At 62.7% G+C, this 14,585-nt stretch carries 10 protein-coding genes; 5 read left to right on the top strand and 5 right to left on the bottom strand.

Going from position 1 to position 14,585, the window contains the following annotated elements; all coding sequences use genetic code 11:
• Nucleotides 1-74 precede the first annotated feature (74 nt).
• From hemH to P0N66_RS03455, 4 genes are all read right to left on the bottom strand, one after another.
• Nucleotides 75-1,112 carry a ferrochelatase gene (gene hemH / locus P0N66_RS03470; protein WP_275802599.1) on the bottom strand — a complete coding sequence of 346 codons (1,038 nt, stop codon included), beginning with the start codon at nucleotides 1,110-1,112 and terminating at the stop codon, nucleotides 75-77.
• Nucleotides 1,113-1,219: 107 nt separating this feature from the next.
• Nucleotides 1,220-1,795 carry an HD domain-containing protein gene (locus tag P0N66_RS03465; RefSeq protein ID WP_275802598.1) on the bottom strand — a complete coding sequence of 192 codons (576 nt, stop codon included), beginning with the start codon at nucleotides 1,793-1,795 and terminating at the stop codon, nucleotides 1,220-1,222.
• Nucleotides 1,796-1,808: 13 nt separating this feature from the next.
• A complete protein-coding gene (gene hemE / locus P0N66_RS03460; protein WP_275802597.1) occupies nucleotides 1,809-2,846 on the bottom strand; it encodes a uroporphyrinogen decarboxylase in 1,038 nt (345 codons plus the stop codon).
• Nucleotides 2,847-3,144: 298 nt separating this feature from the next.
• Entirely contained in the window at nucleotides 3,145-4,203 is a 1,059-nt protein-coding gene (locus P0N66_RS03455) for a radical SAM/SPASM domain-containing protein (RefSeq protein WP_275802596.1), read from the bottom strand.
• A gap of 345 nt (nucleotides 4,204-4,548) precedes the next feature.
• On the opposite strand from P0N66_RS03455, the gene P0N66_RS03450 reads away from it, so the two are divergent.
• The 3 genes from P0N66_RS03450 to P0N66_RS03440 all read left to right on the top strand — a co-directional run bounded on the left by P0N66_RS03450 (nucleotide 4,549) and on the right by P0N66_RS03440 (nucleotide 8,955).
• The gene (locus P0N66_RS03450) at nucleotides 4,549-6,474 is read left to right on the top strand and encodes an NAD+ synthase (protein WP_275802595.1); all 1,926 of its coding nucleotides are present in this window, start codon (nucleotides 4,549-4,551) and stop codon (nucleotides 6,472-6,474) included.
• 102 nt (nucleotides 6,475-6,576) lie between these two features.
• On the top strand, nucleotides 6,577-7,878 hold the full coding sequence (hisD, locus tag P0N66_RS03445; RefSeq protein ID WP_275802594.1) for a histidinol dehydrogenase: 1,302 nt from the start codon (nucleotides 6,577-6,579) through the stop codon (nucleotides 7,876-7,878).
• A 159-nt stretch (nucleotides 7,879-8,037) separates the two neighbouring features.
• Nucleotides 8,038-8,955: a hypothetical protein gene (locus P0N66_RS03440; RefSeq protein WP_275802593.1), complete on the top strand. Its 918-nt coding sequence runs from the start codon at nucleotides 8,038-8,040 to the stop codon at nucleotides 8,953-8,955.
• A 16-nt stretch (nucleotides 8,956-8,971) separates the two neighbouring features.
• On the opposite strand, the gene flgM is transcribed toward P0N66_RS03440, so the two are convergent.
• Entirely contained in the window at nucleotides 8,972-9,277 is a 306-nt protein-coding gene (gene flgM, locus P0N66_RS03435; RefSeq protein WP_275802592.1) for a flagellar biosynthesis anti-sigma factor FlgM, read from the bottom strand.
• Nucleotides 9,278-9,565: 288 nt separating this feature from the next.
• Here flgM and polA point away from each other — a divergent pair, with 288 nt between their 5' ends.
• Both polA and P0N66_RS03425 read left to right on the top strand, forming a co-directional pair.
• Entirely contained in the window at nucleotides 9,566-12,331 is a 2,766-nt protein-coding gene (gene polA / locus P0N66_RS03430; RefSeq protein WP_275802591.1) for a DNA polymerase I, read from the top strand.
• Between the two features lie 249 nt (nucleotides 12,332-12,580).
• On the top strand, nucleotides 12,581-14,473 hold the full coding sequence (locus tag P0N66_RS03425) for a SurA N-terminal domain-containing protein (protein ID WP_275802590.1): 1,893 nt from the start codon (nucleotides 12,581-12,583) through the stop codon (nucleotides 14,471-14,473).
• Nucleotides 14,474-14,585 lie beyond the last annotated feature (112 nt).

The following is a 14,585-nucleotide window of genomic DNA, read 5'->3' as shown; positions in this document are numbered from 1 at the left end:
AGCTTTTTCGCTGGCGCATATATGCCAATCAACTTCTCAGCGGGAACCAACCACCGGGTTTGTCCCGTAGGCGCCTACGCCTTGGGTGCTTGCTTTGGTTGGGCGCTCAGAACAAGTTGGGCGAGGGCTTCGATAAGGTCGGGGTGGGTGTTCAGGGCCGGGGGGCGAACCAGGCGGATGCCCAGACTCCGGGCCAATTCCCGGTACTGGATGTCGATTTCATAGAGGGTTTCCACGTGATCGGAGATGAAGCTGATGGGAACCATGAGGACGTTTTTGACCTTCTCGGCCGCCAGTTGCTTGAGCATGTCCGGAGTGGAGGGCTCCAGCCAGCGCACCGGACCGCTGCGGCTCTGGAAACTGAGTCGACCGCCGTGGCCGGTGAGCTGCCTGAGGGCGGCAATGGTCCGTTTGACGTGTCCCAGGTAAGGGTCGCCCGCTTCGATGAAGCTCACCGGCAGACTGTGGGCGCTGTAGAGGACGGTGAACGCCTCCCCGTTGAAGCCGTCCGCCCCCTCGGCTATGGTGGCGGCCAAGGCCCGGAGGTAGTCGGGCTGGTCGGGCCAGGACTCAACCAGTTGGATGGTGAAGGGGAAATCAAATTCGGCGGCACTGCGTTTAAGGTCGTTAAAGGAAGAGCCGGTGGTGGCCCGGGAAAAATGGGGGTAAAGGGGCAGGGCCAGCAGCCGGGAAACCCCGGCCCGGGCAAATTCCGCCAGGGTTTCGGCGGCCAGCGGATGCCAGTAGCGCATGGCGCAGCGTACCATATAGTCGCCCTCGCCGGCCAGTCGAGAGGCGAGGGCCCGCCCTTGATCGGCGGAGATACGCGCCAACGGGGAGCTGCCGCCGATCAGACGGTAGGCCTCACGGCTTTTGGGGGCCCTTTTGTGGACGATCCGGCGGGCAATTATTTTTTGCAGCCAGGCCCAGGGTCCCAGCCGGATGATCTCCCGATCGGCAAAGAGGTTGAGCAAAAATGGCTCGACCTCATCCAGGGCCTCCGGCCCGCCCATATTGAGCAGCACCACCCCCAACGTCCCCGTCCCCGCCGCAGCCTGAGGCGACTCACCGCTCCCTGACGGAGCTTGGGTGTTTTCCCGGTTACTGATCATTGCACGCCACTCCCCTCACCAAGGCCTGGTTTAATTGCCACCGCCGTCATCCTAGGGCGCAATGCGACCACGATTAACGGGCGATAACTTTCAGCCGACCGGTCCCCTCAAGCCTGAACAGCCGCAATTTCCAAAACCCCGTCAACGGCCAGGCAATCACCCAGTTCATCCGGCGCCATCGCCAACCGGGCAAAGAGATGCTCTTCCAGCCGGCGGCAAAGGTCAAAGTTCTGCCAGATCTGTGCCTGCCGTTCCTTATCCCGGGGAGCGTAACGGCGAATCACGTCGTTACGCCGTTCTTCCAGGCTCACCAGCCGATCATGGTTGACCCGCTTATCGGCGTAAAAAACGATTTCCCGCTCCCCGCACCTCCCGGTAAACCCGTCCCGCAGATGCACATGTTCCATTACCAGGGGCACCAGTTCCTCGTAACCATGCTCCCGGCAAAGCTCGGCGCCCAGTTCGGCGTGGGAACAGTCGCCATCCAGGCACAAAACCTTGGCAAGGTCGTGCAGTAAAGCTCCGGCCACCACCAACTCCACCCGGATCGGCTCACCACGCGCCACCAGAGCCCGGGCGAGGCATTCAGCCACCCGGGCCACCAACAGCGAATGGGCACGGATATGGGGTGGCATCCGGTACTGATCCATCAGCCGTAAACAGGCGGCCTGATCGGGAATCATAACCTTCCGGGTCTCAGGCCCTGCGGCTCAAGCGGTGAACCGCGTCCACCATGAACTTGGCCTGGGCCGGCGGAATCTCGGGGAGAATGCCATGGCCCAGGTTGAAGATATGGCCGTGGGCCGCCTTACCCTGCTCCAGAATCCGGGCCACTCGCTCTTCCAGCTTGTCGTGGGGCAACAGCAGGGCGCAGGGGTCCAGGTTGCCCTGGAGGGCAATGCCGGGGCCGACGATTTTAGCCGCCTCATCCAGGTTGATCCGCCAGTCCAGCCCCAGCACGTCGGCCCCCACGGTCTTGCTCTGTTCGAGCAGGGTGGCGCCGTTGTTGGCAAAGTAGATCAACGGCACCTCAACCCCCCCTTCCTTGAGAGCGGTGATGATTCGCTTGACGTACGGCAGGGCGAACTCGGCAAAATCCCGGGGCGCCAGCACCCCGGCCCAGGAATCGAAGATCTGCAGGGCCTGGGCCCCGGCCGCCGCCTGGGCCTTAAGGTAAAGGATGGTACTTTCGGTGATCTTGTCCAGCAGCTGGCCGTACAGCTCAGGCGCCGTGTACATCATCTTTTTGGTGAGAAAGAAATTCTTGCTGGAACCGCCTTCGATCATGTAGGTGGCGTTGGTGAAGGGCGCGCCGGCAAAGCCGATCAGCGGCACCTTGGTGGCCAGTTCCCGGCGCAGCAGGCGGATGGTGGCCATGACATAGCCCAGCTTGTCCTCGGGGTCGGGGACAATCAGGCGATCCACCGCCGCCTGGTCCCGCACCGGCTCGGGGAAAACCGGGCCGCGCTGTTCCTGGAACTCCAGGGGCGCCCCCATGGCCTCGGGGATCACCAGGATGTCGGAAAATAAAATGGCGGCATCCACCCCGATCAGGTCCACCGGCTGAATGGTCACCTCGGCGGCGGCCTCGGGGGTTTTGCACATCTCCAGGAAGGTGTATTGGCGGCGTACCGTATGGTATTCCGGCAGATAACGGCCGGCCTGGCGCATCATCCACACCGGGGTGTAATCAACGGGTTCACCGCGGCAGGCCTTCAAGAAAGTAGTGTTCATAAGTGGTTCCTGTTTTTTGGGTTGGCGATTGATCGTTCTGCGGAGCGTTTGTAACTGTTCACCAGGGCCAACAAGGTGTTGATTTAACGGGCTGTAAACGTTCAGCAGTGCCCCAGATGAGGTCTTGCAGCCAAGCGCCGCGTACCTGTATACGTAGGCTTGGCTGATCGCCCGCGCGGGATAAAGCTTGCCAGCACCACTTGCTTTCGCGACGGTATTTGGCAGCAAAGAGTACCAGCGCTTGGCCAGTCGGCGATAGCCGCCGACAAGGTGGGGTGCGGCTGTTCATTTACGGCGTTTACGCCATCTTCAGGGGCTGATGACTGCAAAAGGGCTCCTCGGCCAGGTAGTCGCCGCTGACCGCATAGGCCCGAGCCCGGCAGCCGCCGCAGACGTTGACGTACTCGCAACTGCCGCAGCGCCCCTTGTAGCCTTTAAAATCACGCATATCCTTGAACAGCTTCGAGTTCTCCCAGACATCCTGAAACGACTGCTGCCGTAGGTTGCCGGCGGCCAGGGGAAAATAACTGCAGGGCAAAACATTGCCATCCACGTCGATCAGGGCGATAAGCTGACCGGCCAGGCAGCCCTTGGAGCCGCCGGTGGAAAACTGCAGGGTGCGCTGTTGGAACTTCTCGCCCTCTTCCTTGGCCTTCTGCCGCACCACCCGGTAATAGTGGGGGGCGCAGGTGGGGCGGACCAGCAGTTCGTCTTCCTGCTTCTCCATCTGGTAGTGCCATTCCAGCAGTTCCTCGTACTCCTCCGGGCTGATCAGCTCGGCCATGATATCCTCGCCCCGACCGGTGGGTACGATCATGAACATGTACCAGGCCTTGGCCCCCATCTCCTTGGCCAGCCGGTAAACCTTGGGAATCTCGGTCTGGTTGCGCTTGGTGAAAGAGGAGTTGATCAGAAAAGGAATATCGTACTCCCTGAAAAGCCGGGCGGCGTTAATGGTGCCGTCGAAGGCCCCGGGCTGGTTGCGAAAGTTGTCATGCACCTTGGCGTCGGCCCCGTCCAGGCTCAGGGAGACCATGCGGATGCCCGCCTCTTTCAGACGACGGCAGACCTCGTCGGTAACCAGGGTGCCGTTGGTGGCCAGGCACATCCGCAGCCCCTTGCCGGTGCCGTAGGCGGCTATCTCGAAGACGTCGTCGCGCAGCAGCGGCTCGCCGCCGGAAAGCACCACCACCGGGGAGGCATAGGAGGCGATATCATCCAGGATGCGCTTGGCTTCGTTAAAGCTGAAGTCGGGATGCTCCTTGGCCTCAAGCTCGGAGGAGGAGCGACAGTGAACGCATTTCAGGTTGCAACGCCGGGTGATTTCCCAGGCCAACCATTTGGGTGTGAATTCCATGGTGTTCCTTGGTTCAAAATTCTTTGATCAGACACAGGTGACCGCAAGACTGCAAATTTAGCCGTTCACCAGGATTTTGCAAGAAAAATGGTAACTATCCAGATCATTCTGGCACGTAACTGTTCAGCAATGCCCCGGGTTACGGTAAGCCAAGTCGACGTGGCGTACATCAGGCACTAAAGCCGACCTGATCGCCGCAAAATGGGGTGCTGTTGGACAGTTACGAAAAATGACAATTTTGATAAGGGTTGCCAATGCTAATGGTTGTGGCAACAGAGCGCGAGATGCCAACAAGACCCGGCAAGATACTGGTCTGGGGCAACAAATTATGCTATGTTGCCGGACATGAAGCTGGCCCTGATACAAATCAACCCGCGGATCGGTGACTTCCGGCACAACACCGACCTCATCATCAAGCGCTGCCGCCAGGCCGCCGAACTGGGCTGCGAGCTGGCCGTACTGCCGGAGCTGGCGGCCTGCGGCTACCCCCCGGAAGACCTGCTGGAAAGACCGCCCTTCCTGGCCGCCCATGAGCGGGCCATGGCGCGGCTGCTGGCGGAAATCAGGGGCATCGGGGTGCTTTGTGGCACCCTGCTGCCCAATCCCGCCGCCGGCAAGCCGCTGCACAACGCGGCGTTGCTCTTTGCCGACGGCGAGATCCTGGCCACCGCCGGCAAGCGGTTGCTGCCCAACTACGACGTCTTCGATGAAAGCCGCTATTTCGAGCCCGGGCCACCGGGGGAAATCCATACCTTCCGGGGGCGGCGCCTGGCCATTACCATCTGCGAGGATGTCTGGAACCACCTTGCCCTCCCCCCCAGCCGGCCCGTTGCCGTTGATGACCCGTTAACCCGGCAGACGGCCGGGCCGGCTGAACAATCACGCCGGCCCTATCACCATGACCCGGTGGCCGAATTGCTGGGGCCGTCGGAAGAGGCCACCGGCACCACCAGCCCCCCGGCGGACCTGCTGCTCAATATTGCCGCCTCTCCTTTTGAAAGCGGTAAAACGGCCCGGCGGGAACAAATTTTCCAGGCTATCTGCCGCCGCTACCGAATCCCGCTGGTTTTTGTCAACCAGGTGGGGGGGCAGGATTCCCTGATCTTTGCCGGTGACAGCCTGGTAGTGGGCGCCGACGGCCAAGTGGCCTGCCGGGCGACCCGGTTCCGAGAAGATTTGCAGATTTTTTCGCTGCCCCAAACGGGCCCGGGGGGCGAAAACGGTGATGGTGCCACCACCCCGGTCGCCGCTCCGGCAACCGCAAACACCATGGCGCCTAACCATGGCGCTTGCCAAGAAACGGCAGCAACTGACAGCGGTGACCGGCGGGAAAACATTGCCGGCGGACAAACGACAACCATCATCGAGCCGGGAGATGCCGGCGCCGCGCTGCCCGGCGCCGACCATGACCCGGAAGCCGCCGAAATCATGGCCGCCCTGGTCCTGGGCACCGGCGATTTTGTCCGCAAGTGCGGCTTTTCCAAGGTAATTCTCGGCCTTTCCGGGGGGCTGGACTCGGCCCTGACGGCGGTGATCGCCGCCCGGGCCCTGGGGGGGGCCAAGGTGCTGGGGCTGGCCCTGCCGTCAGCTTACTCGGCGGCCGCCAGCCAGGAAGATGCCCGGGCCCTGGCCGCCAACCTGGGCCTGGGGTATGCGGTGCTGCCCATCGACCAGGTGCTGGCCGCCTACCGTCCGGCCCTGGCCCCGCTGACCGGCAACGAGCCGCTACCCGGCCTGGTGGAGCAAAACCTGCAGGCCCGCATCCGGGGCAACCTGCTGATGGCGGAGAGCAACCGCAGCGGCCGACTGCTGCTGAGCACCGGCAATAAGTCGGAGCTGGCGGTGGGCTACTGCACCCTGTATGGCGACATGTGCGGCGCCCTGGCGGTGCTGGCCGACGTGCCCAAGACCATGGTCTACCGCCTGGCGGCCCTGGTCAACCGGGAACAGGAAATCATCCCCCGACGCACCATCGAGCGCCCCCCCAGCGCCGAACTGGCCCCCGACCAGCGGGACGACGACGACCTGCCGCCCTACGAAGTGCTGGACCCCATCCTCCAGGCCTACCTGGAGGAGCAGCGCAGCGCGGCCCAGATCATCGCCCTGGGCTTTCCCGAACCGGTGGTCAGCGATGTGATCCAGCGCATCCACCGCAACGAACACAAGCGGCACCAGGCGCCACCTGGCCTAAAGGTAAGCGCCAAGGCCTTCGGGACCGGCCGTCGCTACCCCCTGACCGCCCGCTATGACCATCTGGCCCGCAACCGTTAATGAAACACCGGGCAACGTCAAAATCGCATGGAGACTGGACGGGGGCCGTAACCAATAATTTTGAATGAGCTGGAAACACAAACTTTTTAAGAGGACAATACCATGGCCTTAACCCCCGTAAGCACCGCTTCCAAGGCCGGGCAGGCCCGCCTGGCCGCCCTTTACGACCGCTTTCAGCTGGCCGATGATAAATGCCGCGGCCAGGTTAACGAAATTATCCAACAAATCCGGGACCAGGGCGATGCCGCCCTAGTGGAATACACCCGCCGCTTCGACTCGCCCGCTTTCGAACTTGGCCAACTGCGGGTCAGCGAGGCGGAGATTGATGAGGCCTGCCGCCAGGTAGACCGGGAACTGCTGGGGCATCTGCGGCGGGCGGAAAAACGCATCCGCCAGTTTCACGAACGGGAACGGGAGCAGTCCTGGATCGAAACCCGGGAAGACGGGGTGATTACCGGCCGCCTGGTGATCCCGGTGGATAGCGCCGGCCTCTATGTGCCCGGCGGCCAGGGCGGCAGCACGCCGTTGGTCTCCTCGGTGCTGATGAACGGCATTCCCGCCGGGATTGCCGGGGTCAAGCGCCGGGTGATGCTGACCCCACCGAATGCCGAAGGCAAGGTCAACCCCGCCCTGCTGGCCGCCGCCCGGGAAATCGGCATCACCGAGATTTACAAGGCGGGCAGCGCCTGGGCCATCGCCGCCCTGGCCTACGGCACCGAGAGCATCGCCCCGGTGGATGTGATTGTGGGCCCGGGCAACCAGTATGTCACCGAGGCCAAGCGCCAGGTTTCCGGCCGGGTGCGCATCGACATGATCGCCGGCCCCAGCGAGGTGCTGGTGGTGGCCGACCACACCGCCGAACCCGCTTACGTGGCCGCCGACCTGCTGGCCCAGGCCGAACACGACCCCCAGGCCCTGGCCCTGTGCATCTGCACCGACCAGGCGATGGCGGGCCAAATTGCCGCCGCCGTGGCCGAACAGCTGCCGCAACTGGAACGCCGGGAAATCGCCGCCCGCTCCCTGGCCGAGCGGGGTGCCCTGCTGGTGGCGGCCGATCTCGACGAGGCCATGGAACTGGCCAACCGGCTGGCCCCCGAGCACCTGGAACTGATGATCGCCGACCCCTTTGCCTGGCTGCCCAAGGTACGCCATGCCGGGGCCATTTTCCTGGGCAAATACACCCCGGAGTCGGTCGGCGACTACCTGGCCGGCCCCAACCACGTGCTGCCCACCATGGGCACGGCCCGGTTCTCCTCGGCCCTGGGGGTGGAGACCTTTGTCAAGAAATCCAGCCTGATCAGCTACAGCAAGCAGGCCCTGCTGGCCGACCAGAAGGCCATCGACCGCCTGGCTCGGCTGGAAGGACTGACGGGGCACGCCCGCTCCGCCACGCTCCGCACCTGAAAACTTGCCGCAGCACCGCAGCTTGCGGCGATCGGGACGACTTGCGTACCTGGGGTACGCGGCGCCGTCCCGCTTGCCGCAATCTGCGGCACTGCGGCAAGTTTTACCTTTTGCGGGCGCTTTTGTTAATTTTTGGTTTGTGTAGGTTATTCAAGGATTATGGCTTTCTTTACCCTTAACTTTGAGCGATGGCGGACCCTGCCCGGCTGGCTGCTGGCCGGGTGTCTGCTGCCGGTGGCTTTGCTGCTGGGCTGGCTTTTGCTGGCGCGGGTGGATTTTCTTTATCCCGTCTGGTACCGGATACTGGCCATTGAGGACCATATCGCCCATTATGCCCCGCAAAACCGGCAGGGGCGGGCGGATTTCGCGGTTACCACGCCGGCGGAACACCGCCGGCTTTTCGGCCTGATTGCCCGGGCCATTCAGGGCCAGGATGAGCCGCTGGCCGAAGCGGTGTACCATGACGCTACGGGCCAGGAGTTGGGAAAATTCCTGCGGGCCGAGGAGGTCGGCCATCTCAAAGACGTGGAAAGGCTGGTGGCGGCGCTGACCGCCGCCGGCTGGTGGTTTACCGCAGCGGCCCTGCTGCTGGGCCTGCTGCTGTGGTGGCGGCGGTTGTCTTTGCCTCCGCCGGGCGGTGTTGCTCTGGCCTGGCTGCTCTTGCTGGGCGCCGGCGGGCTGCTTTTGTGGTGGCAGGGGCCCCAGGAGATTTTCGACCGGTTGCACGAGTGGGTTTTTCCGCCCGATTATCCCTGGTTTTTTTACTACCAGGACTCACTGATGACCACCACCATGAAGGCCCCCCAAATCTTTGCCGCCATCGCCGCCCTCTGGACTGCCCTGGCCCTGCTCTTTTACGCCCTGCTGTATGCCGGCGCGCGCCGGTTGCTGGCTCGGTCACAACCGTCTGAGGCCAGCAAAAAAATAAGCGCTTACCAGGCGGCGCAAAATGCGGTGCCCGGCAAGCGCTTAATCAAAAGAACCGCCGACGAAGGCGGTTCCGGCAAACCCGAAAAACCGACTCGGGCCCGGCAGCAAAAGAAAAAATCCCGGGCCCGGCGAGGTCGCCGGGCGTGAAGTTATTATCGTTATGTTACGACAGTGACTGGTCGGAAATCAGGGTCTGCAGCATGCGCTCGGCCACGGCATCAGCGTCCACCTGATACTCGCCACGCTCGATCTGGCCTTTCAGTTCCTGAATCTTTTCCACACGGACCTCCGGCGTCTGGGCCAGTACCTCCTTGACCCGCTGAATATCCTGGGTCCCGGCGGACAGGTTGACCTTGTCGACCCCTTGCGCGGTTCCGGCGGGCTCTTTAGCGGCCGAAGCCGGCTCTTGGCGCTTGACCTGATCCACCTTGTCGGTCTTTAACTGGGGAAAGATATTTGTCAGCTTCATGGTCCCTGCTCCCGGTCACCCCGCCGCGACGACATCCGCCGCCTCGTGAATTTCCGCGCAATATGGCAGCCTCCGTGCCGCCATCTTTTCAGTCGGCGCCGCCGACTGTCTACACTTAAATTGTCCGTCGTTTTCGCCCCAACGCTGAAAGCGTTCCCAAGGCGCAACACCATACCCTTATTAAGTCCGTGTACTAACATATCGGATCGGCTGGGGCAAACTTTAAACTATTTTAACGAGTCAGCGTAAAGTTTACAAGACCGCCCGGCCCTGGTATGATCGCCAGCCATGAGCAGCCGGGAGCCCCTTTATCTTATCGACGGCAGTGCCTACATCTACCGGGCCTATCACGCCATCCGGCCGCTGAGCAACGCCGCCGGCCAGCCCACCCACGCCGTTTACGGCTTCACCACCACCCTGCTGCGGGTGATCCGCGAAAAAAACCCCCGCTATCTGGCCATCGCCTACGACGCCAAGGGGCCCAACTTCCGCCACCAAATTTACCCGCAATATAAAGCCAACCGACCGGAGATGCCGGCCGACCTGGCCTGCCAGATTCCCTATATTAAGGAAGTAGTCAGCGCCTATCACATCACCACCCTTGAACAGCGCGGGGTGGAGGCCGACGACCTGATCGCCGCCGCCGCCCGCCGGCTGGCCGGCCCCGACCAGCCGCTGATCATCGTCTCCGGCGACAAGGACCTGCTGCAACTGGTCAACGACTGGGTGACCCTGTGGGACCCCATGCAGGACACGCTCATGGACCCGGCGGCGGTGGCCAAAAAATACCAGGTGCCACCGGAGCACCTGCTGGATTACTTCGCCCTGATCGGCGACACCTCCGACAACGTACCGGGAGTGCCCGGGGTGGGCCCGAAAACGGCGGCCAAGCTGATCGGCCAGTTCGGCAGCCTGGATAACCTGTTTGCCAACCTGGACCAGATCAGCGCCGCCAAGCTGCGGGAAAAAATGGTTGCCCACCGGGACGACGCCCGGCTGGCGAGGGAGCTGATCCGGCTTAAGGACGACCTTGAACTACCCACCAACCTCGACGACTACACCCTGCCGCCGCCAAACCAGGAAAAGCTGCGGCAGCTCTTCACCGAACTGGAATTCACCCGCCTGCTCAAAAGCGAACTGCCGGCGGAAAAACTCGCCAGCGATGATTTTCAGCTGATCAACGATCCGGCCCGGCTCAAGGAACTTATTGAGCAACTGGCCGCCGACCCCGCGGTACTGGTGATCGATACCGAAACCACCTCCCTGGACCCCATGCAGGCCGAATTGGTGGGCATTTCCCTAACCCTGGCCGCCGGCCGGGTAAACGGAACCACCCCTGCCGCCGACGAACAAGCAAAATCGTGGGAAAAATCGGGGTCGGACAGCAATTTATTATGCTGGTACCTGCCCATCGCCCACCGCCGGGCGGACGGCACCCCGGCCCCCGACCAGTTGCCCCTGGCCGAGGTACGCCGGGCCCTGGCTCCCCTGCTGGCCGATACCAAGCGCCTCAAACTGGGCCACAATCTCAAGTACGACCTGCAGGTGCTGCACCGCCACGGCATGCCCCTGGCCGCGCCTTTAGCGGACACCATGCTGGCCTCCTACCTCATCGACCCCTCCCGCCGCTCCCACGGCCTGGATGTGCTCAGCGAAGAGCTGCTGCAGCGGCGACTGACCTCCTTTGCCGAGGTCACCGACCGCGACCGCCGACCGGAGGCCTTCGCCCACGTGGCCCCCGAGGCCGCCGCCGCATACTCCTGCGAGGACGTCGCCGCCACCCGCCTGCTCTGGGATATTTTTCAACCTCGGCTGGCCGAACTGGAACTGGAAGAACTCTTCTATGAAGTGGAGATGACCCTGCTGCCCATCCTGGCGTGCATGGAACGGGTGGGTATCATGGTGGACGCCGGCTTGCTCAATGAGCTGGCCGCCGAGTTCAGCCGGGAGCTGGAACGACTGAGCGAGAAAATCCACCAGTTGGCCGGCACCGAGTTCAACATCAACTCCCCCCGCCAACTGGGCGAGGTGCTCTTTGAGCGCCTCAAGCTGCCCCACGGCCGCAAAACCAAGGGCAAGACCGGCTACTCCACCGACATCCGGGAGCTGGAGCGGCTGGCCGCCTACCACGACCTGCCGGCGGCGATCATCGCCCAACGCAACCTGAGCAAGCTCAAGTCCACCTACGTCGATAAGCTGAGCACCCTGATCAACCCGGCCGACGGCCGCATTCATACCTCTTTCAACCAGACGGTCACCGCCACCGGCCGACTGAGCAGCAGCAACCCCAATCTGCAAAACATCCCCGTCCGTACCCCGGAGGGTCGCCGCCTGCGAGGGGCCTTCATCGCCGCCGCCGGGCACCGTTTCCTGGCCGCCGACTACTCCCAGATCGACCTGCGGGTGCTGGCCCATTACTCCGCTGACCCCATGCTGCTTGCGGCCTTTCAAAAGGACCAGGATATCCACAACCGCACCGCCGCCGAGATCTTTCGGGTCAACCCGGCCATGGTCACCGCCGACATGCGCCGGGTGGCCAAGACCATCAACTTCGGCATCATCTACGGCATGAGCGCCTTCGGCCTGGCCGAACAGTTGCACTGCAGCCGCAAGGAGGCCCAGGTCTTCATCGACCGCTATTTCGAGCTCTACCAGGGAGTGCGCCGCTTCATGGGCGAAATCGTCGAACAGGCCCGGCGCGACGGCTTTGTCCGCACCCTGCTCAAACGGCGCCGGCAGTTGCCGGAGATCGCCAGCAGCAACAAGATGCGCCGGGAATTTGCCGAACGCACCGCCATCAACACCCCCATCCAGGGTACTGCCGCCGACATTATCAAACTGGCGGCCATCGTCTGCGACCGGGAACTGCGCCGGGGCGGCTTCAAGGCCGAGGCCCTGCTGCAGATCCACGACGAACTGATCTTCGAGGTGCCGGAAGAGGAACTTGTGCCGGTGGGCCAACTGGTCAAGCAGGCCATGGAAAACGTCATGGAACTGGCGGTACCCCTGCGGGTCAACCTGAAAACCGGTTCCAACCTGGCCTCCACCGAGTAGGCAACGTCAAGCGTCTTGCCGCTGGACGGGTGCCGCCAAGCCCGGTAGCAGCGGGCAACCCAGGGGCGCAGAAAAACCGCCGAGCGTGTGCCACTGCCGGGCTTGGCGGCACTCACCCTTTGGCAAGACCAATAACCTTGACACATCGACGGAAAAAAATTAGATTATCCGGCTGCTTAGCAGAAGCCGGCACAAGCTGTAAAAGGCCTGAATGCTCACTATTTCCAAAAAACATTGCAAGGATCACCCATGCTTTCCTTACTGCGCCGTAAAGCCCGTTCGCCCATCATCCAGGCCGCCGTGGTCATCATCATTCTGGTCTTCATCCTCTGGGTCCCCCAGATGGGGGGCAACGGCGAGCCGGGCACGGTGGCCACGGTCAACGACCAGCCCATCTCCTCCCGTGAATTCCAGCGCCGTTACGATGATACCCTGAGCCAGTACCGGGATCAGTTTGAAGGGGCCATCCCCAGCGAGCTGATCGAGGCTTTGGGCCTCCGGGAGCAGGTTCTCACGCAACTGGTGCAGGAAACTTTACTGTTGCAGAGCGCCCGCGACACCGGCCTGCCGGTGAGCAGTGAGGAGTTGCAGCAGGCGGTTCAGAGCATGGGCGAGTTCACCGAAAACGGCCGTTTCAGCATGCAGCTTTACCGCGATATTCTGGCCGCCAGCCGGCTCAGCGTCCATGAGTTTGAAGCCGGGCTGCGCACCGACCTGCTGCGCCGCAAAATCCTGGAGCACCTGATGGGCTTTGCCCGGGTCAGCGAAGAGGAGGTGCGAGAGCGTTTCCACCGCGATCACGACCAGGTGCGCATAAGCTACCTGCGCCTGCAGGCCGACGATTTCCGCACCGCCCAGGACCCCACCAGGGAAGAAATTGAAGCCTATTTTGAAGAGAACACCGGCCGCTATCTCACTTCGCCCCGGGTGCGCCTCGATTACCTGCTGTTCCCCGCCGACGACGTGGAGATGAGCCTTGATGAAGAAGATCTGATCGCCTACTACGAGCAAAACCGCGACCGCTTCGACACCCCCGAGCAGCGGCGGGCCAGTCATATCCTGATCCGCAGCCGCGACGACGCCCCCGAAGAAACCCGGACCCGCCAGCGGCAGCAGGCGGCAACGGTGCTGGAACTGGCCCGGGACGGCCAGGACTTCCGTGAGCTGGCCCTGCTTTACTCCGAGGACCGCAGCGCCGAGGGCGGCGGCGACCTGGGTTTTTTCCGCCGAGGCGAAATGCTCGAGCCCCTGGAAGAGGCGGTTTTTGCCATGGAACCCGGCGAGATCAGCGGCATCGTGGAAACCTCGCTGGGTTTCCATATCATCAGGCTGGAGGAAATTCAAGCCCCGCAGAACATCAGCCTGGCCGAGGCGGAAGCGGAAATCCGCCGGGAAATTTTGCGCAGCCGTGGCCGGCAGATGGCCTTCAACCGAGCCAACGAAGTCTATGAAAGCATCCTGACCACCGGCAGTCTGGCGCGGGGTGCGGAAGAAGGCGGAGTCAGCCTGCAAAGCACCGGGATGTTCACCGAGGGACAGCCCCCGGCCGATCTGCGCCGCCACCCGGAGGCGGTGACCGCCGCCTTTGATTTGAACCGGGGCGAGCTAAGTTCCATCATCACCACCCGGGACGGCTACGCCATCATCTACGTCCAGGAGCGGGAAGAGCCGCAGACGCCGCCGCTATCAGACGTCGTCGACCGGGTCCGGGCAGATCTCATTGAGGAACAGTCGGCCCAAGCCGCCCGCCGGGCGGCGGAAGAGTTGCTGGCCGAATTGCGGGAAGGGAAAGATTTACAAAACCTGGCCACGGCAAAAGGCTACCGGGTAAGGGAGTCCGCCTGGTTTTCCCAGGCCACCGCCGCCGCCACCGACCTGCCCGCCCGGGTGGCCCGTACCAGCCTGACCCTGACGGCGGAAAACCCGGTCCCGGCCTCGGTTCAATCGGCCAACGACAGCTTCTACGTCCTCAAACTGCAACAGCGCCGACCGGCCGACGAAGACCTCTTCCAGCGCTGGGCCGAGCCTGTTGAAAACGACCTGTTGATGGCCAAACAGGAAGCCATGATCGACACCTGGATCCAACACCTGCTCCAGGAAGCCAAGATCACCGTTAGCGAAGGCGAATTGCGTAATCTGTAAAAAATACCGGTAATGAATGACACCGCAAGTAAAAGGCTCCCATCTTGGGAGCTTTTTACTTGCGCCCCAACAGACTTTCACAAAAAGCTTTGGTAAGCTACCAAAGCGGAAA

It is taken from the genome of Desulfurivibrio dismutans, assembly GCF_029210385.1.
In the GTDB taxonomy this organism is placed as follows: domain Bacteria; phylum Desulfobacterota; class Desulfobulbia; order Desulfobulbales; family Desulfurivibrionaceae; genus Desulfurivibrio; species Desulfurivibrio dismutans.
This window is presented reverse-complemented; position numbering and strand designations above follow the sequence as displayed.

What these genes read in the sequence shown, in the direction of transcription:
- P0N66_RS03425 (WP_275802590.1), top strand. Translation starts at nt 12,581, where the DNA reads ATGCTTTCCTTACTGCGCCGTAAAGCCCGTTCGCCCATCATCCAGGCC.
- flgM (WP_275802592.1), bottom strand. Translation starts at nt 9,277, where the DNA reads ATGAAGCTGACAAATATCTTTCCCCAGTTAAAGACCGACAAGGTGGAT.
- polA (WP_275802591.1), top strand. Translation starts at nt 9,566, where the DNA reads ATGAGCAGCCGGGAGCCCCTTTATCTTATCGACGGCAGTGCCTACATC.
- P0N66_RS03450 (WP_275802595.1), top strand. Translation starts at nt 4,549, where the DNA reads ATGAAGCTGGCCCTGATACAAATCAACCCGCGGATCGGTGACTTCCGG.
- P0N66_RS03455 (WP_275802596.1), bottom strand. Translation starts at nt 4,203, where the DNA reads ATGGAATTCACACCCAAATGGTTGGCCTGGGAAATCACCCGGCGTTGC.
- hemE (WP_275802597.1), bottom strand. Translation starts at nt 2,846, where the DNA reads ATGAACACTACTTTCTTGAAGGCCTGCCGCGGTGAACCCGTTGATTAC.
- P0N66_RS03465 (WP_275802598.1), bottom strand. Translation starts at nt 1,795, where the DNA reads ATGATTCCCGATCAGGCCGCCTGTTTACGGCTGATGGATCAGTACCGG.
- hisD (WP_275802594.1), top strand. Translation starts at nt 6,577, where the DNA reads ATGGCCTTAACCCCCGTAAGCACCGCTTCCAAGGCCGGGCAGGCCCGC.
- hemH (WP_275802599.1), bottom strand. Translation starts at nt 1,112, where the DNA reads ATGATCAGTAACCGGGAAAACACCCAAGCTCCGTCAGGGAGCGGTGAG.
- P0N66_RS03440 (WP_275802593.1), top strand. Translation starts at nt 8,038, where the DNA reads ATGGCTTTCTTTACCCTTAACTTTGAGCGATGGCGGACCCTGCCCGGC.